The sequence below is a fragment of the Staphylococcus sp. GDY8P57P genome (assembly GCF_017892585.1).
Lineage (GTDB): Bacteria > Bacillota > Bacilli > Staphylococcales > Staphylococcaceae > Staphylococcus > Staphylococcus borealis.
Genome location: NZ_JAESLK010000003.1, coordinates 110660 through 132609, shown reverse-complemented (window position 1 = coordinate 132609; position 21950 = coordinate 110660). Strand labels below are relative to the sequence as shown.

Genomic DNA, 21950 nt, shown 5'->3' with positions numbered 1-21950 from the left:
TCGCAGTAGCTAGAAGGCGCTTCAATCAAGCTTTTCTCAGTTCTAGTCATCCATGCGGGGGTGGGATGACGAATTCAAAAGAATTCTGTCCCGCTCCCTTTTCATTTTAATAAAACCTAATTAAAATTATCAGAAAGAGAAATATTTTTGACAATTTAATAATAATAAATTTTCATAAAATGATTTAAAATTGACACATCAAAACCGCTTACATTTATGGTAAATTAATAAAGGAACTGTATACATAGTATAGTTATCGATAAAATAATTGAATATCGTACGTATTGGGAGTGAACGGAATGTTTAAGTTTTTTCAAAAATTAGGTAGATCCTTAATGCTGCCTGTTGCTGTATTACCTGCAGGTGCAATTATTGTTGGTATCGGTAATTTGCTTAAAGCACTAAATGTTTTACCAACAATATCACTATTCTTCACTACTGTAGGATCAGCCATATTGGGCCAACTTGGTCTTATCTTCGCAATTGGTGTAGCAATAGGCATGGCTAAGAAAAACGATGGTGCAGTAGCATTAGCAGGTGCATTAGGATATGCACTGGTTGTAAAAGTATTATCTCCAGAGTTCATCGCACCATTATTTAACATCAAAGTAAGTGCTGTCAACGATGGATTTAGTAAGATGGATAATTCAAATGTATTTATAGGTATTATTATAGGATTAATTGCAGCATACTGTTATAACAAATTCAGTGATTTTGAATTACCAACAGCATTATCATTCTTTAGTGGTAAGCGTTTAGTTCCAATTATGACTGTTTTTTATTGTACATTTTTAATTGCGATTTTACTATTTGCTTGGCCATTTATTTACTCTGCAATTGTAGCTTTTGGTAAATGGCTAATTGGTTTTGGACCATTTGGGGCATTTTTATACGGCTTCTTCAACCGACTATTAATTCCTACTGGACTTCACCATGCATTAAATGCAGTGTTCTGGTTTGATACAGCAGGCATAAATGATATCGGCAAGTTCCAAACTGGACAAGATGCTATTAAAGGTATTACTGGTCGATATCAAGCAGGATTTTTCCCAATTATGATGTTTGGTATGCCTGCCGCAGCGCTAGCAATGTATCATACTGCTGAATCAAGTCAGAAGAAACAAGTGTATGGTTGGTTTGTAGCAAGTGCTATTTCAGCATTTATGGTCGGCGTAACAGAACCGATTGAATTTGCGTTTATGTTTGTTGCACCAGTATTATTTGTGATTCATGCGTTATTAACAGGTTTATCATTATTTGTTGCTGCATTATTCCACTGGACAGCAGGCTTTTCATTTAGTGCAGGCTTAATCGATTATGCATTATCGTTAATTAATCCTGTTGCTAACCACCCGTTAATGATTCTGGTTCAAGGGATTGTATTTTTCGCGCTATATTACTTTATCTTTAGATTTGTTATTAAAATATTTAATCTTAATACAATTGGACGTGGCGATAATTTATTAGCGGATCCTACAGCTAATACAACTGAAAATGAAGATACAAAAGCTTCATCAAGTAAAAGTAAGTATTATCAATCTGCAAGTCAAATTCTTGAGGGGTTAGGTGGTAGTGACAATATTACTACGCTAACAAATTGTGCTACAAGATTAAGAATGGAATTAAAAGATAATTCCATAATTGATGAACAAAAAATTAGAAATGCTGGCGCAGTAGGTGTGACAAAAAGTGGTCAACATTCAGCACAAGTCATCATCGGCACACACGTACAACAAGTTGCGGATGAAATAGAAAAACAACTATAAATTGAAGAGAATCATTTTAAAAGTACGTCGACAGACAAAATATGTCTTAGTGATTTGATAAGATATAAGCATATTGATAAATATATGTTGTTCAACTAACTGATGAATTTTAGGAGGCACCTATAATTCATCAGTTTTTTTATAATAGCAATATTGACATTAAGTGTGAAGGCGTTAAGATTATAAGTATCAGAATATTCAAAAATAATGGAGCGAAAAAGCTATGAAATCAATACTATTTGATGTAGATGGTGTATTCTTAAGTGAAGAACGTTGCTTTGATACGTCAGCACTAACAATTGAAACATTACTTAAAAGTGAACAATTTTTAGGTATGGGGAAATCTTTTAAACTAAATGAATTAAATGATCAGCGTATTACTAAAATACGCAACAATATTTTTAAAAATGATATCATTCTAAATCGATTAAAATCGATGGGGTTAAATTCAAATTGGGATATGTTATTTGTCGTTTTTAGTATTCACTTTATACAACTGTTGAAACAACTTTCATTACAAGAACGAGAAGAGATATTAAACGAAAGTCATATCTCTGCTACAAGCATGCGCGAAATTCAACCATTCATCGACAAAGCGTATCAAATTAATTATGAATTGCCTATTGCGTTTATGAATCAAAGTCAAAGTGGTAAAGATAATATTTATGCAGAACTAGAACGCTATGCGATGGAACAGTTAAGTGTTAAAGATGCGAGTTTCTTCAAGCTGAAAGGACCATTATGGTATCTTACGAGAGACGTATACCAAGAGTTATACTTAGGATCTAACTTATTTGAACAAGTCGAACAAAAGCAACCGACGCTACATGGCATAGACGGCTTTATTTATCACGAAACTGTGCTAAGACCTGTTGAAGAAATTCAATCATTGCTTAATATGTTACAAGAGAAGGGCTATCATCTTGCTATTGCCACAGGTAGACCTAGAACTGAAACGTTAGTACCATTTGAATCACTCGGAATTAAATCATTCTTTTCAGATCAACATATTGTGACTGCAAGTGACGTAATGCAAGCTGAGAATGACTATCCTGACTTTGTACCACTTGGCAAGCCCAATCCGTTTTGTTATATTGCGACGTTAAATGGAAATAAAAAAGAAAATTATAAACAGTACATCACGGAACAAAATCACATAGTTAATAAAGAAGATGTAGTGGTAGTTGGAGATTCATTGGCAGATTTATTTTGTGCTAAGCAAATAGGTGCCACATTTATTGGTACATTAACAGGGTTGAAAGGGCAAGACGCACGTGAGGAATTAGAACATTATGAAGCGGATTATATCGTCGACCATATAGGTTTAATTAAGGATATTTTATGCTAAAGTTGAAATTTTAAGTGATTAAATTGTAAATTATAAATATTAAAAACCCCTTAATGATATAACGAAATCAATCATTAAGGGGTATAATTATGTGGATTCATAAGTTGTTTAATCTTAACTTAAGATAATTTATTTAACTGAAAGCGTAGTACCGTAAATTTTATTAAAACCACCTAACTGGTATAATGATTCAATGATTTCCTCTGTGACAGGTTGGTCAATAGATAATACCATCATGGCTTGGCCACCTTGTTCGTTTCTTCCTAATGACATTGATGCAATATTTATATGATGTTCACCTAATAATTGACCAGTCAAACCAACGATGCCAGGTTTATCACCATGATAAGAAACAAGTTGATAAGCATTTGGTTTAAAATCAACTGAGTAATTATTAATACGTACAATGCGTGCTCCGAAACCAGCAATGACAGTGGCACCAATTTTAACTTCTTCTGAATCACTAATTAAGTGAACTTGAATATAATTGCTGAAAGTACCTTGTGATGCTCGCTTCTCTACGTTTCGTGTAACACCTTGTTCATTTAATAGTGCGAATGCATTAATGATATTGACACGGTCACCTAAATCTTGTTCTAATATTCGCTTAACAATTGAACGAGTAATTAAATCTGTTTCTTGTTTGGCTACATCACCATTGAATGTGACTTTGATTTCTCTTGGTGCACCATCAATCAATTGAATGGCTAATTCACCAGATAACTCACCAATATCAATCCATTGTTGTGTTATGTCATCTATATCATTGAAACTAATTTTAGGTGCATTGACTGCATGAGTGACATTTCCCTTTTCCAAAATATCTATTATTTCTTCTGAAACTGAAACTGCTACTTTTTCTTGAGCTTCTACTGTTGATGCGCCTAAATGCGGTGTCACAATAATTTTCTCGTGATCTATTAGCGGTGAATCGGTAGGTGGTTCATGTTCAAAGACATCTAGTGCAGCCCGCGCAATTTGGTTGTGATTCAGTGCATACAATAATGCTTCTTCATCGATAATGCCACCTCGAGCAACATTAATAATTTGTAACGTTGGTTTTGCTTTTGAAAAGAATTCAGCATTAACGATACCTTTTGTTTTAGGTGTTAATGGTGTATGAACAGTTACAAAGTCAGCTTGCTTTGCGATTTCGTCAATAGTAGCAAGTTTAACACCGAGTTGTTGCGCTTTATCTTCAGTAAGGTAGGGGTCATAAGCTAATACGTTCATACCGAAACTTTGAAGGCGTTGTGCTACACCGATACCAATTCGCCCAGCGCCAATGACACCTAATGTTTTTTGATACAGTTCTACCCCTTTGAATGCTTTACGATCCCACGCTTTACTTTTTAAAGATGCGTGCGCTTGAGGAATATTGCGAGCCATCGCTAAAATCATCGCTACTGAATGTTCTGTTGCAGAGATGGTATTTCCATCAGGTGCATTAATTACAAGTATACCTTGTAGTGTAGCTGCATCAATATCAATATTGTCTACACCAACACCAGCTCGTGCAATCACTTTCAAGCTACTAGCGTGTTTAATCACTTGTTGGGTAACTTGAGTTTGGCTTCGAACGATTAAGCCTTCATAATCACCTATAATATTGATTAAAGCTTGTTCATCTAAATCCGTCTTAATATCTACGTTAAAATCAGGATGGTTTAATAAACTTTGTAAACCATCAGTTGAAATAGGATCTGAGACTAGAATGTTATGCTTCACTATGAATCACCTCTGAAAATTTTGTTATACCTTGCCCAATATAATTTGTCTGACGATAATCCGTAAGTATGACTTCTAATGCACTCACGACAGCTAGAATATCGAAAGGAGATACTTTACCCATATGGCCAATGCGTAAAATCTTTCCTTTTAATTTTCCTTGACCGCCAGCGATAGTAATATTGAATTTTGTTTTTAACGTTGACTTGATATGAGTCAGTTCGTCTTTATCTGTTGGTATAAACGATGTTACCGTAGGGGAAGCGAAATCATCTTCAACTAAAAGTTCCAAATCTAACGCACGTAATGCCGCTCTTAAACCATCTCTAATAATGTAATGACGTTTAATTGTATTTTCAAAGCCTTCAGCATTAATTAAGTCAGCATAAGCGTTAACAGCTCTAAATAATCCAACATTTGGTGTGAAAGGGGTTGAGTCCTGCTGTAATGAATCAAAATATTTATTTAAATTTAAGTAAAAGCGTGGTGTCGTTACTTCTTGGAAACGTTGCAATGCACGGTTAGAATAAGCTACGAAGGCTAGTCCAGGCGGTAGCATGATTGCTTTTTGGCTTCCAGAAACTAAAACATCAATGTAATCGCGTTTCAAATCAACATCGACTGCACCAATACAACTAACACCATCTACTATGAAATAGATAGCCTCATTGAATAGTTTCAACGCCTTACCTAATTCGGCTACAGGATGTAAAACAGCAGTTGAAGTTTCACAGAATTGTGTAAATACAGCTGTAATTGTATGTTCTAAATGACTGAGATATGTTATAAAATCAGTTACATTAACGGGTTGTCCCCATTCTACGTTATAAATATGGACATTCTTGTAATACGTTTCTGCAATTTGTTTGAAACGATTACCAAATGCACCTGACACAATAACGACGAAATGATCATCAGGATTGACGATATTCAACATGCTTGCCTCTAAGACACTTGTCCCACTTGATGTTAAAATCATAACCTCATTATCAGTACCAAAAATGGGCTTCAAGTTGTTGAAGGCTTTTTTGGCGATGATTTCAAAATCTGGAGAGCGATGACCGACCATTGGCAATCCTAATGCATGATTAATTTCATTTGGAACTGGCGTAGGTCCTGGTGTTAATAAAAGTGGTTCATAATAATTCATTAAAATTCCTCCCACGGTATAAGATTTTACCATTTTACCAAATATTCTGATAATTTAAAAGCGCAATCACCGCCACATGGTTAGGCTAAAGGTGATTGATGCTATTTACTGTATGGTTGCTTGAATTTGAATTTCTACATTATTACGAATCGCATTTGATATCATGCAGTTATGATCTGCGACTTCTAATAATTTAGGTAGTCGATTTTCAAGTTTTTCCTTTTCTGATGAAGTGACTAAAATTTTTGGATAATGTGAAATCGTCGCCATCTTGAATTTGCCATTTTCAAATAGGGCAGTACCTATCGAATCATTAGTAATTTGAATATTGGTAAATTTGGCTCTTTCTAATGTAGCTGCTAAAGAGATGATATAACAAGAAGATGCGGCAGAAACGAGTAATTCGTCAGGATTAGTACCTGTTCCGTTACCGCCAAGTGGTGCAGGTATGGAAATTTGTTCAGTAATCACATCGCCGCTAACAGTTCCTACTTCTTCGCGACCTCCACACCATTGGGTTTGTACTTTAAAGTCATGCTTAACCATTTATGTTTGACCTCCAGTTATATTATGGTAACTTTAGTGTAGTTTAAAGTGTGACATAATTAAAGAAAGGTGACTTCAATGAAAATAAATAGACCGAATCAAGCATTTCAAATCGTTGCGCATCGTGGTTTATCTAATCAATTTCCAGAAAATACACTATTAAGTTTTAAGGCTGCATTAATGCAACATGTTGATATGTTAGAAATTGATGTACATTTTAGTAAAGATCATCATTTAGTCGTTATACATGACGATACTATCGATCGTACTTCTAATGGTAAAGGTAAAGTCCAAGACTATACATTCGAAGAATTATCAACATTTGATTTTGGGATACAACATAATCCTTCTTTTATAAATACAAAAATTTCTAAATTTGAAGACGTATTATCCTTAAGTAAAAATTATTCAAAAACGTTACTTATTGAAATAAAAGTGCCACATCAGTATCCGGGTATTGAAGAAGCTGTTCTAAAAGCACTTAAAGCTTATAATGTGCCTGAGCATAAAGCGATTATTCAATCGTTTGATGATACATCTGTGAAGCGGTTAAGGTCATTAGGAAGTGTGTATCCATTAGGGTTACTTGTTAGTAGAAAGAAATATTGGTATAAATCTCCGGATTTTGAAGCAATATCACAGTACGCGGATTTTATTAATCCTAATTATAAATTAGTTACTTCTAAATTTATTAAAAATGCACACCGTCATTCATTGAAAGTAATACCGTACACTGTAAATCACTCGAAAGATGCTAAAAAACTAATACGTCTAGGTGTAGATGGCATCATATCTGATTTACCTGAAGTTCTCTTTAAGTTATAGAATTAAGCGAAAGGTTTATAAAAAAACCACCCATTCCATGAGGAAGGGTGGTTGTTCATTGTTATGAACTTATCTTGAGTAGTACTCAACGATTAATTGTTCATTGATTTCAGCTGGTAATTCGCTACGTTCAGGGAAGCGTACGAAAGTACCTTTTAAGCTATCTGCATCAAAGTCTAAGTATTCTGGTACGAAATTGTTAATTTCAACAGATTCTTTGATGATGTCTAAGTTTTGTGATTTTTCACGTACAGTGATAACTTGACCAGGTTTTAATGAGTAAGATGGGATGTCAACACGACGACCATCTACTTCAACGTGACCGTGACCAACTAATTGACGAGCTTGACGACGTGTACGAGCTAAACCTAATGAATATACAACTGCGTCTAAACGACTAGCTAATAAAATCATGAAGTTTTCACCATGTACACCGTGTTGTTTACCAGCGATGTCAAATGTGTTACGGAATTGTCTTTCAGTCATGCCATATAAATAACGTAATTTTTGTTTTTCACGTAATTGTAAACCATATTCTGATAATTTTTTACGTTGGTTTGGACCATGTTGTCCTGGTGCGTAAGGACGTTTTTCTAATTCTTTACCAGTACCGCTTAATGAGATACCTAAACGACGAGATTTTTTCCAGTTTGAACCTCTGAATCGAGCCATATTAAGACTCCTCCTTTTTCTTTTTTGTTGTTATGAATAAACAAAAAAGAGTGTTGCATGCCCAATAGGATATGTTGTTTTATGTGTCTTCACCTTATAGCGTCAGTTACGCGACACGTCCGCATTGGGAACAACATAGAGCTTATTGATATACAACTGCTATTTTCGTTAATTCACACAAAATCCATTGTAACAGTATTTATCAAAGTGTCAATACTTTTTAATTAATTCGTTAGTTGTTTTTCGAGAATTTGAACAATATTTTCTAAACCTTGCTGATCTTCTATTGTAAATCGGTCTTTAATTGGTGCATCGATATCTAAAACACCTATAATGTCGTTGTTAACGTGGATAGGAATAACAATTTCTGATTTACTATTTGCATCACATGCAATATGGCCTGGAAAAGCATGAACATCTTTAACTAATTGTGTTTGATTCTCTGCTACTGCAGTACCACAAACACCTTTACCAATTGCAATATGAACACAGGCTGGATGACCTTGGAAAGGGCCAAGGATAAGCTCGTCATTGTCAATAAGATAAAAACCGACCCAATTGATTTGGTCTAAATTATCGTTTAACAGGGCTGATGTATTACTTAAAATGGCAATAAGATTTTGTTCATCTTCAATTAAACTTTGAAGCTGTTTCATTAATAGATTGTAATTTGTTTCTTTTATTATTGGCATACACATACCTCATTTGTTATTTTTATTAAAATTATAAATGGAAAAATTTATTCTATCAATTCATTCATTTACTATTTTAATGAAAGCGGTAATTGCGTTATAATGATGATAATATAGGAGGAGAATGAGATGGTTTTATACACAATATTAGCAATAATTGTCATTGTTTTAATCATTGTAGGAATCATGTTTTATTTGCGTTCCAATAAACGAAAAGTTGTTGAAGACGCTGAAGAACGTAAATTAAAAGTTCAAAAATTACCTTTTGAAGAAAATTTAAAACAACTTTCTGCATTCAATTTAAAAGGTGAAACTAGAACGAAATATGATGCCTTTAAGCAAGACACCTTAGATTATACAAACAACTACTTAGCACCTGTGGAAGAGAAAATCCACGATGCTGAAATTCAACTTGATAAGTTTCAATTTTCTGGAGCACAAAGTGACATTGATGACGCACATGAGTTAATGGACAAATATGAGGCTGGCTACCAACAACAAGTTGAAGACGTAAATGAAATCGTAGCTTTACATAAAGAAAACGATCAAGTTTTTGAAAAATGTAAGACGAATTATCGAGAAATGAAACGTGATGTTTTAGCAAATAGACATCAGTTTGGTGATGCTGCATCACCTCTTGAAAAGAGAATAGAATCATTTGAACCAGAACTTGAACAGTATGAATTACTTAAAGCAGATGGTAATTATGTTCAAGCGCACAACCACATTATGGGGCTAAATGAATCGATGGAAGAAATTCAAGAATATATGGAAGAAATTCCGGAATTAATTCGTGAAGCGCAAAAAGAACTTCCAGGTCAGTTCCAAGATTTAAAATATGGTTGTCGTGATTTGAAGATGAATGGCTATGATTTAGATCATGTCAAAATTGATGGTACATTACAAAGTTTAAAAACAGAGTTAAATTTTGTGGAGCCAATGATTAGTCGTCTTGAGTTAGATAATGCAAATGATAAATTAGAACAAATCAATGATAAGCTTGATGAAATGTATGATTTAATTGAACATGAAGTCAAAGCAAAAAATGAAGTTGAAGAAACTAAAGAACAAATCACTGATGAATTATTTAAAGCACGTGAAATGAACTATACTTTACGTACTGAGATCGACTATATTCGTGAAAATTACTTCATTAACGAAAGTGATGTTCATAGTATTAGACAGCATGAGAACGAAATTCAAAACTTAGTCGCTGTTTATGATGACATTCTTAAAGAGATGGCAAAATCTGCAGTCCGTTATAGTGAAGTCAAAGACAACTTAGAATATTTAGACGATCATGTTAAAGTCATTAACGAGGACCAAGAAAAATTACAAAATCATCTCATCCAATTGAGAGAGGATGAAGCTGAAGCAGAAGATAACCTCTTACGTATCCAATCTAAAAAAGAAGAAGTTTATCGTCGACTTTTAGCTTCAAACTTAACGAGTGTGCCTGAACGCTTCATTATTATGAAAAATGAAATTGATCATGAAGTACGTGAGACAAATGATCAATTTAGTGAACGACCAATCCACGTAAAACAACTTAAAGATAAAGTTGCTAAAATTGTTATTCAGATGAATACATTTGAAGATGAAGCAAACGATGTATTGATAAATGCGGTATATGCAGAACGCTTAATTCAATATGGAAACCGTTATCGTAAGGATCATAATAATGTAGATAAAAGTTTAAATGAGGCAGAACGCTTATTTAAAAATAATCGTTATAAACGCTCAATCGAAATTTCAGAACAAGCACTAGAAAGTGTAGAGCCTGGAATTACAAAATACATTGAAGATGAGGTAGCGAAAGGTTAGTTGAAATTTTAATGTTGTATATAACTTTATCGCGTTATTTTAAAATGAAACCTGTCTAAATAAAAATATATGTAGGCTACATCGCAAAGTTGCAGTAGCTAACTGAATTGAGAATGAAGTATAATGCAACTGTTCTCAAAGCCAGTCATCCTCGTAAGGGGTGGAACAATGAACTCTAATTGAGTTCTGTTCCACTCCTTTTATATTTATCACTATGCTTCATACTATAGTGAATTTGATTTTAAATTTATCTATATCGAAGTTTAAGCATTGCTTAATAGATGAGTTTATTTAAATTTATGTTTGACGTCTTTTAATTTTATTTAAAAATAGTATAATGCTTTAGTATCTATTTTTGTAAAATATGTATATTAGAATTCAATTTGACATAAATAAATTTAATAATTAAACGGAGAATGAAAGAGAGTGTTTTAAGTGATATATTTTGACAATGCTGCCACTACAAAGCCCCATAGAGACGTGCTCGATTCATTTATTAAAGTTAATGAAGCGGTATATTTTAATCCTAATAGTCCGCATAAGTGGGGGTTGCAAGCGGAAAAAGTGCTGCTACAGTCTAAGGAACGGATTAAAGCCATGTTACCCATTGGACAGAATACAGATGTTATATTCACAAGTGGAGCCACAGAATCTAACAATATAGCTTTAAAAGGGATAGCTTATAGAAAGAAACAGTTTGCTAATGAAATTATAACTTCTGTTCTAGAACATCCATCAGTTTTAGAAGTTATGAGACATTTAGAAGATGATGGTTTTAAATTAAAATATGTAAATATCACTTCAGATGGACGTATCGATTTAGAACATTTAGCGACGTTAATGAATGATAGAGTCGGGCTTGTTACTTGTATGTATGTCAATAATATTATGGGACAAATACAGCCTATAGATGAAATAGTGACATTATTAAAAGATTATCCTAAAGCCCATCTACATGTTGATGCCGTTCAAGCATTGGGAAAAATTCCATTACACCTTGAAGGGATTAATAGTGTAAGTTTCAGTGGTCATAAATTTAATGGACTTAAAGGTCAGGGATTACTATTAATTGATAATAAAGATAAATTAGAGCCCATTGTGCATGGTGGAGGCCAAGAATATGGTATACGAAGTGGAACGGTTAACTTACCTATGAACGTATCCTTAGTGAAAGCAATTCCTTTAGCACTAGATGATTTAAATGACCGTAACCATCGTATGCGTCATTTTAATAATGAGCTTCGTCAATTTTTCAAAAACTATAAAGGCGTTTATATTAATTCACCTGAAGATGGTGCGCCACAAATATTAAATGTTGCGTTCCCAGGGGTAAAAGGTGAAGTGTTAGTTAATGCATTTTCAAAATCTGATATTATGGTCTCAACGACAAGTGCTTGCTCATCTAAAAGAGGGAAATTAAATGAAGTATTAATGGCGATGGGAATCGCTGACAATAAAATAGAAGGTAGTATTAGATTATCATTTGGTGATTTGACTACAGAAGATGATATCAATCATTTTAAAGAAAAATTTGAAATAATATATACAGAAATTAAGGAGTTGTTAAAGTAAATGAAGTTCGATCACTTATTAGTTAGATATGGAGAATTAACTTTAAAAGGAACGAATCGCAAAAAGTTTGTTAATGCATTGAAAGATAATGTGAATAAATCATTACAAACGTTTGAGGGGACCCATGTAAAAGGAAAAAGGGATAGAATGTATATCTCTTTAACTGAAGAAGCGGATGCGCAAGAAGTCATTGATCGATTAACTAAAATTTTCGGTATTAAATCGGTAAGTCCAGTGCATAAAACATCACAAGAATTAGAAGATATTAAAAATTTATGTGTCGATTTAGCTCAGGATTTCAAAGCGGGAGATACATTTAAGATTGATGTTAAACGTGTAGATAAATCATTTCCATTAGATACGTATGCATTACAACGTGAACTTGGAGGCGCGATATTACAAGCTACGGAAGATATAACAGTAGATGTAAAACATCCAGATCATAATGTCAGAGTTGAAGTAAGAATGGATGGGGTTTATGTCTTTACGCAAGTATTTGAAGGTGCCGGTGGTTTGCCAGTTGGTACAGGTGGTAAAACGCTCTTAATGTTATCGGGTGGTATCGATTCACCCGTTGCTGGAATGGAAATTATGAAACGTGGTGTAAACATAGAGGCGATTCACTTCCATAGCCCACCTTTTACAAGTGAAAAGGCTAAAGATAAAGTGATTGAACTTACGCGTATTTTATCAGAGAGAGTGGGACCAATTAAATTGCATATTGTACCATTTACAGAACTACAGAAACAAATAAATAAAGTAGTTCACCCTAGATATACGATGACATCAACACGTCGAATGATGTTACGTGTAGCCGATATTGTATTAGAGAACGTTGGTGCACATGCGATTGTCAATGGTGAAAATTTAGGACAAGTTGCAAGTCAAACGCTAAAGAGTATGTATGCGATCAATGATGTCACATCTACTCCAATTTTGAGACCACTTGTTTCATTAGATAAAGAGGATATTATTAAAAAAGCACGTGAAATAGGTACATTTGATGTTTCCATTCAACCTTATGAAGATTGTTGCACAATCTTCACACCAAAAAATCCTGTGACTGAACCAGATTTTGATAAAGTAGTTAAATATGAAAGTGTATTTGACTTTGATGACATGGTTCAACGTGCGGCAGATAATATTGAAACCTTAACAATTAATAAAGATTATAAAAGCGAAAAAGACCAAAACACTGATGCATTAATGGATGAGTTATTTTAAAATAGAATAAACATACATTCAAATAAAGGGGAATTGCATCATGGAGATAACGTTAAATGTCATTTTAATTATTATTGCGTTTGGCTTCTTAGCTGCATTTATTGATGCTGTCGTAGGTGGGGGCGGCCTCATATCAATACCAGCACTATTAGCCATTGGAATGCCGCCTTCTCTAGCTTTAGGTACGAATAAACTTGCCAGTTCGTTTGGCTCACTTACAAGCGCAATCAAGTTTATACGGTCGGGTAAAGTTGATTTAAACATTGTACTCAAACTTTTTCCATTTGTGTTTATCTTTGCAGCTGGTGGTGCGAGTTTAGCTACATTGTTGCCTGCACAAGTTTTGAAGCCATTAGTGATTATCATATTAACACTTGTGCTTATTTATACAATATTCAAAAAAGATTGGGGAAATGTGCGCACCTTTTCAAAGCTGACAATTGGTAAAGCCATTATGTTTACATCTTTACTGTTACTAATTGGATTTTATGATGGTTTTTTAGGTGGGGGTACAGGTTCCTTTATGTTATTTGTGTTACTGATGTTTGGCTTTGATTTTTTGAGTGCAGCAGGTAACGCTAAAGTATTAAATTTTGCGTCCAATCTAGGTGCATTGGTTCTATTTATTATTTTGGGCCAAGTTGATTTTGTATATGGATTGATTATGGCAGCGAGTATGGTGATAGGTTCCTTTGTAGGTGCGCAATTTGCCATTAGTAAAGGTGTAGGATACGTCAAAATACTGTTTATCATTGTTACGGCGCTACTCATTTTGAAAAATACGTATGACTATATAATACAATTGTTACAACATTAACATGAATCAGTTCCAAATGATTGATTTCAGTTTTGTGACTGTCGTATGATAACAATATAATGAAAATACTATAGGAGGTCATTTCATCATGACACAAATTACTTTTAAAAATAATCCAATTCATTTAACTGGTTCTGAAGTTTCAGAAGGGCAACAAGCGCCTGACTTTAAAGTATTGGATAATGATTTAAATGAAGTTAGTTTAGAAAATTATAAAGGTCAAAAGAAATTAATCAGCGTAGTACCTTCTATTGATACTGGTGTGTGTGATCAACAAACACGTAAATTTAATGAAGAAGCTGCACAAGAAGATGGCGTTGTTCTAACAATTTCTGCCGATTTACCATTTGCTCAAAAGAGATGGTGTGCATCTAATGGTTTAGATAATGTGATTACGTTAAGTGACCACAAAGATTTATCATTCGGACAACAATACGGTGTTGTTATGGAAGAGTTAAGATTATTAGCGCGTTCAGTCTTCGTATTAGATAGTAATGATAAAGTGGTTTATAAAGAATTAGTAAGTGAAGGAACAGACTTCCCTAATTTTGATGCTGCATTAGAAGCATACCGTAACATTTAATATTAAATTTAGATAATAGATATAACGTAAAAGTGTCCATATTTATTTCAATAATGCTATCTAAAGCTAGCGTTGATTATTTTACAGAAATAAACCTGATGGACACTTTTTTATTGGAGAGGATTAGGTATATGAGTGAAGAACAAACAGTGATGGAGAAGCTTTTCAAAACATTAGATGAAAATGCTAAAGCTTTAAATGAGCAAAATGGTCAAAGTTTCATTGAAAATTTAGGACTTGCAATGGAGGATGTATATCGCAATAAACGTGAATTGTTAGAACAAGCAACGTTGCAAGACCGTAGAAAAGCATTTCAATTTGCTTATTTAAGTTTAATGCAAGAGGAATCAATCCAAGCAAATCATCAGATTACGCCTGATTCGATTGGATTAATTCTTGGCTTTTTAGTTCAGAAATTTACTGAGAATAAAAACGAATTACATGTTGTAGATATGGCTAGTGGAGCTGGTCATTTAAGTGCTTCTGTTAATGAGGTGCTTAAAGATACAACAGTGATGCATCATCTAATTGAAGTAGACCCTGTATTATCAAGAGTGAGTGTCCATCTTGCTAATTTCTTGGAGATTCCATTTGATGTTTACCCTCAAGATGCAATTATGCCATTACCATTAGAAGAAGCGGATATTGTGATTGGTGATTTACCGATTGGCTATTATCCTTTAGATGAGCGAAGCCATGAATTGCAATTAGGCTTTAAAGAGGGGCATAGCTACTCACATTATTTATTAATTGAACAAGCAGTCACTGCCTTAAAACAAACAGGTTTCGCATTTTTAGTCGTTCCAAGTAATTTATTTGAAGATGACAATGTAAAACAGTTAGAAAATTTCATTGCAACAGAGACAGAAATGCAAGCATTTTTAAATTTACCTAAGACGTTATTTAAAAATGAAAATGCGCGTAAATCCATATTGATCCTGCAAAAGAAAAAAGTGAATGAAACTAAGCCAGTTGAAGTATTATTAGCAAATATTCCTGATTTTAAAAATCCAAATCAATTCCAAGGATTTATTAGTGAATTGAATTCTTGGATGGAAGAAAATCATCCCAAAAAATAAACTGTGATATTCTTGAATTATGACTGTATTAATGGTTAAATAAATATGGATATTAATTAATAAATTGGAGGACAATATATATGTCTAGTTTAGTTTTAGCGATTAACGCTGGTAGTTCTTCTTTAAAATTCCAACTCATTAGAATGCCTGAAGAAACTATAGTAACAAAAGGTTTAGTAGAACGTATCGGTATTAAAGACTCAATTTTCACAATTGAAGTGAATGGTGAAAAAATTAAAAACGTTAAAGATATCAAAGACCATGAAGAAGCAATCAACATCATGCTAGATAGCTTCAAAGAACACGGTATCATTGATGATATTAACGATATTGCTGGTACTGGACATCGTGTCGTACACGGTGGTGAGTTATTCCCAACTTCTGCATTAGTTACTGACGAAGTTGAAGAAAAAATTGAGTCACTATGTGAATTAGCACCATTGCATAACCCAGCTAACTTAATGGGAATTCGTGCATTCAGAAAATTATTACCAAATATTCCACATGTCGTAGTGTTTGATACTTCATTCCATCAAACAATGCCAGAACAATCATATTTATATAGCTTACCTTATCAATATTATAAAGATTATGGCATCCGTAAATATGGTTTCCACGGCACAAGTCATAAATACGTGTCACAACGTGCAGCTGAAATCATGGGTAAACCAATTGAAGAATTACGTATCATCTCTTGCCATATTGGTAATGGTGCTTCAATCGCGGCCATTGATGGCGGCGAATCAATTGATACTTCAATGGGATTCACACCATTAGCAGGTGTAACAATGGGTACACGTTCAGGTAACATTGACCCTGCATTAATTCCATTCATTATGCACAAAACAGGTCAAAGTGCTGAAGAAGTGCTTAACGTATTAAACAAAGAATCAGGTTTATTAGGTATTTCAGGTACTTCAAGTGATTTACGTGACCTTGAAAGTGATGCTGAAGAAGGTAAAGAGCGTGCGCAATTAGCATTAGACGTATTCGCTTCTAGAATCCACAAATACATTGGCTCTTATGCAACAAGAATGCATGGTGTAGATGTAATTGTCTTCACAGCTGGTGTAGGTGAGAACTCTTCAACAGTACGTGCTAAAGTATTAGAAGGATTAGAATTCATGGGCATCTATTGGGATCCTAAGAAAAATGAAGCAATTCATGGTGAAGAAGGATTTATTAATTATCCACATTCTCCAGTTAAAGTTATTGTTATTCCAACAAATGAAGAGGTTATGATCGCTAGAGATACAGTTAAATATGGCGAATTATAATCGTTAGAAAGATAAAATCAAAAAGCACAAAAATGATTGTTGTTTTAAACATCATTTTTGTGCTTTTTTTATTATTATTATTAATTCGAATCATTGTTTAAAATGAGTATGAGCTTGCGAGAGTAATACCATCGACTTTCAACGGTTTAGCTGTATGATATGACACAGTAGTAATATTATTTTTAGGACTCCAAGAAAATTTTAAGAGAGACTAATGTTGTATTGGTAATAAATAAAAAATGGGATAGAGCATTAAACTCTATCCCATTCATGATTACATCAATTGTGCTTTAATCTTATGAATATTGTTGTCTAAATTCAGGTGTTGCAACTTCAGGTTGGAAATCTTCAGGAATTTCTTCTGTACGTACAACTAATACATCACATGGTGCATGACGAACGATAGCCTCTGATACAGATCCTACGATGAATCGTTCTACTGCGTTTAAGCCTGAAGTACCACACATAATTAAATCGGCACCTAATTCACTTGCTAATTTCTTAGGGATGATAGCTTTTGGAGAACCAAATTCTAATCGAGTTTCGACATTAGTTACGCCTGCGCGTGTTGCTACTTCTTGGTAACCTTTCAATAATTCTTCAGAGAAACTTTTAGATTTCTCAGTGAATTGTGCATCATATACTTCATAAGAAGAATATGTTCTTGAATCGATAATGTTCACTATAGTTAATTTAGCGTCATTACGTTTAGCTACGTCTACTGCTTTATTGAAAGCCCACTCAGCTTCGTGTGAACCATCAACTGCGATTAAAATGTTTTTGTATGTTAACATCTTAATAACCCCCTTAGCTTTTCTTACTTATATTTTACCACAAATTTCAGAATATTTATTCTTTATATTTTAACAATAATGTGTACTTTTTCTGATTGCGCTTTCATTGGTTTAGCGTTACGATAGTGATGGAGGTGGATGGAATGAAAATTGGTATTCCAAAAGAGATAAAAAATAACGAAAACAGAGTTGGTTTATCACCAAGTGGTGTACATGCATTAGTAGAACAAGGTCATACTGTACTTGTTGAGAAAGATGCTGGATTAGGTTCATTCTTTGAAGATAAAGACTACAAAGATGCAGGTGCTGAAATTGTATCTGAACAATCATCTGTATGGGATGTAGAAATGGTTATCAAAGTTAAAGAACCATTAGAAGAAGAGTATAAATATTTCAAAGAAGACTTAATCTTATTTACATACTTACATCTTGCTAATGAAGAAAAATTAACTCAAGCGTTAGTTGACAATAAAGTCGTAGGTATTGCCTATGAAACGGTTCAATTACCTGACCGTTCATTACCATTATTAACACCAATGAGTGAAGTTGCAGGACGTATGTCTGCACAAGTTGGATCACAATTCCTACAAAAATTTAACGGCGGAATGGGTATTTTACTTGCTGGTGTACCTGGGGTACCAAAAGGTAAAGTAACTATTATCGGTGGCGGTCAAGCTGGTACAAATGCAGCGAAAATCGCATTAGGTTTAGGTGCCAACGTTACTATTTTAGATGTTAATCCTAAACGTTTAGCTGAATTAGATGATTTATTTGATGGCCGTGTAAACACAATCATGTCTAACCCATTAAATATCGAAAATGCTGTTAAAGAAAGTGATTTAGTTATCGGTGCCGTATTAATTCCTGGTGCCAAAGCACCTAACTTGGTAACTGAAGATATGATTAAACAAATGAAAGACGGTTCAGTTATCGTTGACATTGCTATTGACCAAGGTGGTATTTTTGAAACGACTGACAAAATCACAACACATGATGATCCAACATATGTCAAACATGGTGTTGTTCACTATGCTGTTGCTAATATGCCAGGTGCAGTACCACGTACGTCTACAATTGCATTAAATAATGCAACATTACCATATGCGCAATTATTAGCAAGTAAAGGCTTCCGTGAAGCATTTAAAGCTAACCATGCGTTATCATTAGGTTTAAATACTTACAAAGGACATGTTACACACAAAGGTGTAGCTGAAGCCTTTGGTTTAGAATATACTTCTATCGAAGAAGCACTTAAAGAAGATTAATAAACGATTGTAATAAAAAAATCCAGTTGTTTATAGATTATCATAGTCTATAAGTACAACTGGATTTTTTAAATTTTATTTATCGTAATGTGTCAGGATTTCATAACCATCTTCAGTGACTAATATATCATCCTCTATACGAACGCCTGCAACATTCGGTACGTAAATTCCTGGTTCAATCGTAATAACCATTCCAGCTTCAAGTAAATTCGTATTGCTACTTGAAACATCTTGGTATTCATGTTCTTCTAAGCCAAGACCGTGGCCTAATCGATGTGGGAAATACTCACCATATCCAGCGTTACTGATGATATCTCTAGCAATTTGATCGATATCTTGTAAAGGTACGCCTGCTTTTATTGCTTTTATAGCGCTTGTTTCCGCTTCTAAAACAATTTTATAAATGGTTTGTGCTTCTTCAGAAGGGGTACCAAATTTAACTGTGCGTGTCATATCACTGCAATAGTGATTGTATATTACACCTAAATCAAATAATACATATTCATCATTAACTAATTTTCGGTCACCTGGTGTTCCATGAGGTGAAGCAGCGTGATCACCAAATAGTACCATTGTGTCAAAGCTCATTTCACTCACACCATATTTTTTGATTTCATTTTCAATGTGATTAACAACTTCTCGCTCTGTTACACCAACTTTTAAGAATGCTGTTCCGATTTCAATACACTTATCGGCTAGTTTGGCAGCTTCACGAATATTTTGGATTTCTGAATCATTTTTAATGTTACGTAAATCTTTGATTGTTTGATCGATATCACCATAGTGTTGTACGCCAAAATTCTGAGTTAATTCACGTTGACGTTTGACAGTTAAATGTTCGCTTTCAATTAATAATTTATTAAATGCGCGTGGTTCAATATCAAATGGATTCTCAGTGTCTAAATAACCAATAATTTTTCCATCAAACGAAGAACGTTTCACTTCTTCAACTTCCATCTTAGGACAATATAACGTTTGACTTCCATCTGAAGTAATTAAAAGAGCGAATAATCTCTCATGAGGTTCACTTCTATATCCAGTGAAGTAGAATACATTCAGTGGCGTTGTTATCCATGCCGCATCAGCTTTCGCTTGGTTTAATTGTTCAATTATTGTTTCGATTTTACTCATCTAATCATCTCCATAAAGTATTTAGTTTAATTTTACGTCTAATTGAGCGATAATTCAAAATGATTTAATAAAGTAATGGTTTATTTCCAGTTTATGTTATAAGTTTTTATAGCTAGGGTATAATACAATTAATCAAGCTATAGGAGGCTATAATTATGAAACTTTCTTTTCATGGTCAATCAACGATTTATTTTGAAGGTAATGGTAAAAAAGTAATTGTAGATCCATTTATTTCAGGTAATGACAAATGTGATTTAGATGAACAAACCTTAGATGTAGATTACATCATCTTAACGCATGGTCATGCTGATCACTTTGGGGATGTAGTAGAATTAGCAAATCGTAATCACGCAACTGTCATAGGCTCTGCTGAGTTACAAGGGTATTTAAGCACTTATTATGGTGTTGAAGATGTGCATGGCATGAATATTGGTGGGAAAGCAACATTTGATTTTGGTAGTGTAAAATACGTACAAGCTTTCCATAGTTCTAGCTTTACGCATGAAAATGGTATACCGGTATATTTAGGAATGCCTATGGGACTCATTTTAGAAGTAGAAGGTAAAACAATTTATCACATGGGTGATACAGGATTATTTAGTGATATGAAGTTAATCGCTGATAGACACCCAGTTGATGTTTGCTTTGTTCCGATTGGCGATAATTTTACAATGGGTATTGATGATGCGAGCTATGCCATCAATGAATTTGTAAAACCAAAAATCTCTGTTCCTGTACATTACAATACATTCCCTTTAATTGAACAAGATCCTCAGCAATTTAAAGATGCAGTTCATGAAGGTGAGGTACAAATATTAGAACCTGGTGATTCAGTTACTTTCTAATTTAATCGTAAATGGACTTATAAATTATTTCTTAATACAAATAAAAGAGGCTGGGACATAGTCATATGTCTCAGCCTCATTATCATTTTGGCAGTTGGTAACTGATTTGAAAATATACGTATATCAAGCTTTTTAAACCTAGCGCTACTTAATAGCCAGATCCCGGCGAAGAGAACGTCACTAAGAAATTCTACAAACAAAGCCAGGTGGGGAGGACAACGAATTTTTTATTTCTGTCCCGCTCCCTAGTAATTTAATTTTTATTTCAAACAGTTTACTAACTATTTTACAATTAATACAGGGATGGTAGCACGTTTGGCTACTTTGTGACTTACGCTTCCTAGTACGAATTTTTTCTGTGATTCAGCTTTACGGTTACTCAATACAACAATTTCGTATTTACCGCTATTTGCGTGTTTTACTAATTCATCTTTAGGGTTTCCACGTACAATGATTTGATCGTAATCAATGCCATAATCTTCTAAAGTAGTACGTGTTTTTTCTAATAATCGACTACGTTTCTCAGTCAATTCATTAATATGTGTACCAGCTTTAATTGATGCTTGGGCATCTTGCTCACCAATCGCATTTAAAATAGTTACTACAGTATCTGGACCTGCCAATTTTGATACTTCTTTTAACGCTTTTTCATTTTTTAATTGAGTATCTACACCTAATAAAATATTTTTATACATAGGTCATCCCTCCTCACATTCAATTATATATAAAATATTTTAATTTTACCAATGTATATAATTAAAATAATTAAATATTTAATTTACATAAATTGATTTAATATTTAATAAAAAATC

Annotated in this window: 20 protein-coding genes; 12 read left to right on the top strand and 8 right to left on the bottom strand. The window is 33.7% G+C overall.

What is annotated here, in order from left to right; genetic code table 11:
• Nucleotides 1-299: 299 nt before the first annotated feature.
• Together nagE and KA878_RS01365 are read left to right on the top strand one after the other, a co-directional pair.
• Nucleotides 300-1766 (top strand): N-acetylglucosamine-specific PTS transporter subunit IIBC, encoded by a 1467-nt coding sequence (nagE, locus tag KA878_RS01370; protein WP_193839221.1) that lies wholly within the window; start codon nucleotides 300-302, stop codon nucleotides 1764-1766.
• A gap of 223 nt (nucleotides 1767-1989) precedes the next feature.
• Nucleotides 1990-3114 carry an HAD family hydrolase gene (locus KA878_RS01365; protein ID WP_193839222.1) on the top strand — a complete coding sequence of 375 codons (1125 nt, stop codon included), beginning with the start codon at nucleotides 1990-1992 and terminating at the stop codon, nucleotides 3112-3114.
• Between the two features lie 129 nt (nucleotides 3115-3243).
• On the opposite strand, the gene serA is transcribed toward KA878_RS01365, so the two are convergent.
• From serA to KA878_RS01350, 3 genes are all read right to left on the bottom strand, one after another.
• Nucleotides 3244-4842 carry a phosphoglycerate dehydrogenase gene (gene serA, locus KA878_RS01360; protein ID WP_193839223.1) on the bottom strand — a complete coding sequence of 533 codons (1599 nt, stop codon included), beginning with the start codon at nucleotides 4840-4842 and terminating at the stop codon, nucleotides 3244-3246.
• Entirely contained in the window at nucleotides 4832-5992 is a 1161-nt protein-coding gene (locus KA878_RS01355) for a pyridoxal-phosphate-dependent aminotransferase family protein (protein ID WP_193839224.1), read from the bottom strand. Before KA878_RS01355 ends, serA begins: the two co-directional genes overlap by 11 nt.
• A gap of 105 nt (nucleotides 5993-6097) precedes the next feature.
• The gene (locus KA878_RS01350; protein ID WP_193839225.1) at nucleotides 6098-6538 is read right to left on the bottom strand and encodes an OsmC family protein; all 441 of its coding nucleotides are present in this window, start codon (nucleotides 6536-6538) and stop codon (nucleotides 6098-6100) included.
• Between the two features lie 78 nt (nucleotides 6539-6616).
• On the opposite strand from KA878_RS01350, the gene KA878_RS01345 reads away from it, so the two are divergent.
• Nucleotides 6617-7363, top strand: coding sequence for a glycerophosphodiester phosphodiesterase (locus tag KA878_RS01345; protein ID WP_193839226.1), 747 nt, complete (start codon nucleotides 6617-6619; stop codon nucleotides 7361-7363).
• Between the two features lie 69 nt (nucleotides 7364-7432).
• Here the strand turns inward: KA878_RS01345 and rpsD are convergent, their stop codons facing one another.
• Nucleotides 7433-8035, bottom strand: a complete 603-nt coding sequence (rpsD, locus tag KA878_RS01340) for a 30S ribosomal protein S4 (RefSeq protein ID WP_011275505.1) — start codon at nucleotides 8033-8035, stop codon at nucleotides 7433-7435.
• Between the two features lie 224 nt (nucleotides 8036-8259).
• On the bottom strand, nucleotides 8260-8727 hold the full coding sequence (locus KA878_RS01335) for a GAF domain-containing protein (RefSeq protein ID WP_193839227.1): 468 nt from the start codon (nucleotides 8725-8727) through the stop codon (nucleotides 8260-8262).
• Nucleotides 8728-8856: 129 nt separating this feature from the next.
• Here KA878_RS01335 and ezrA point away from each other — a divergent pair, with 129 nt between their 5' ends.
• The 7 genes from ezrA to KA878_RS01300 all read left to right on the top strand — a co-directional run bounded on the left by ezrA (nucleotide 8857) and on the right by KA878_RS01300 (nucleotide 17103).
• On the top strand, nucleotides 8857-10551 hold the full coding sequence (gene ezrA, locus KA878_RS01330; RefSeq protein ID WP_193839228.1) for a septation ring formation regulator EzrA: 1695 nt from the start codon (nucleotides 8857-8859) through the stop codon (nucleotides 10549-10551).
• A 435-nt stretch (nucleotides 10552-10986) separates the two neighbouring features.
• Nucleotides 10987-12123: a cysteine desulfurase family protein gene (locus tag KA878_RS01325; RefSeq protein WP_210142052.1), complete on the top strand. Its 1137-nt coding sequence runs from the start codon at nucleotides 10987-10989 to the stop codon at nucleotides 12121-12123.
• Entirely contained in the window at nucleotides 12124-13347 is a 1224-nt protein-coding gene (gene thiI / locus KA878_RS01320) for a tRNA uracil 4-sulfurtransferase ThiI (protein WP_193839230.1), read from the top strand.
• Between the two features lie 40 nt (nucleotides 13348-13387).
• Complete coding sequence (locus KA878_RS01315; protein ID WP_053029627.1) at nucleotides 13388-14164, top strand: sulfite exporter TauE/SafE family protein; 777 nt, start codon at nucleotides 13388-13390, stop codon at nucleotides 14162-14164.
• 88 nt (nucleotides 14165-14252) lie between these two features.
• Nucleotides 14253-14747: a thiol peroxidase gene (tpx, locus tag KA878_RS01310; RefSeq protein ID WP_053029626.1), complete on the top strand. Its 495-nt coding sequence runs from the start codon at nucleotides 14253-14255 to the stop codon at nucleotides 14745-14747.
• A gap of 131 nt (nucleotides 14748-14878) precedes the next feature.
• Complete coding sequence (locus tag KA878_RS01305) at nucleotides 14879-15826, top strand: class I SAM-dependent methyltransferase (protein ID WP_193839231.1); 948 nt, start codon at nucleotides 14879-14881, stop codon at nucleotides 15824-15826.
• An 80-nt stretch (nucleotides 15827-15906) separates the two neighbouring features.
• A complete protein-coding gene (locus KA878_RS01300; RefSeq protein ID WP_193839232.1) occupies nucleotides 15907-17103 on the top strand; it encodes an acetate kinase in 1197 nt (398 codons plus the stop codon).
• 296 nt (nucleotides 17104-17399) lie between these two features.
• Here the strand turns inward: KA878_RS01300 and KA878_RS01295 are convergent, their stop codons facing one another.
• A complete protein-coding gene (locus KA878_RS01295) occupies nucleotides 17400-17897 on the bottom strand; it encodes a universal stress protein (RefSeq protein ID WP_053029623.1) in 498 nt (165 codons plus the stop codon).
• Nucleotides 17898-18040: 143 nt separating this feature from the next.
• On the opposite strand from KA878_RS01295, the gene ald reads away from it, so the two are divergent.
• A complete protein-coding gene (ald, locus tag KA878_RS01290) occupies nucleotides 18041-19162 on the top strand; it encodes an alanine dehydrogenase (protein ID WP_053029622.1) in 1122 nt (373 codons plus the stop codon).
• Nucleotides 19163-19237: 75 nt separating this feature from the next.
• Here the strand turns inward: ald and KA878_RS01285 are convergent, their stop codons facing one another.
• Nucleotides 19238-20293: a M24 family metallopeptidase gene (locus KA878_RS01285; protein WP_193839233.1), complete on the bottom strand. Its 1056-nt coding sequence runs from the start codon at nucleotides 20291-20293 to the stop codon at nucleotides 19238-19240.
• A gap of 155 nt (nucleotides 20294-20448) precedes the next feature.
• Between KA878_RS01285 and KA878_RS01280 the strand changes: the two genes are divergently transcribed.
• Nucleotides 20449-21138, top strand: coding sequence for a metal-dependent hydrolase (locus KA878_RS01280; protein ID WP_075108964.1), 690 nt, complete (start codon nucleotides 20449-20451; stop codon nucleotides 21136-21138).
• A gap of 281 nt (nucleotides 21139-21419) precedes the next feature.
• On the opposite strand, the gene KA878_RS01275 is transcribed toward KA878_RS01280, so the two are convergent.
• The gene (locus KA878_RS01275) at nucleotides 21420-21833 is read right to left on the bottom strand and encodes a universal stress protein (RefSeq protein WP_053029619.1); all 414 of its coding nucleotides are present in this window, start codon (nucleotides 21831-21833) and stop codon (nucleotides 21420-21422) included.
• Nucleotides 21834-21950: the final 117 nt, after the last annotated feature.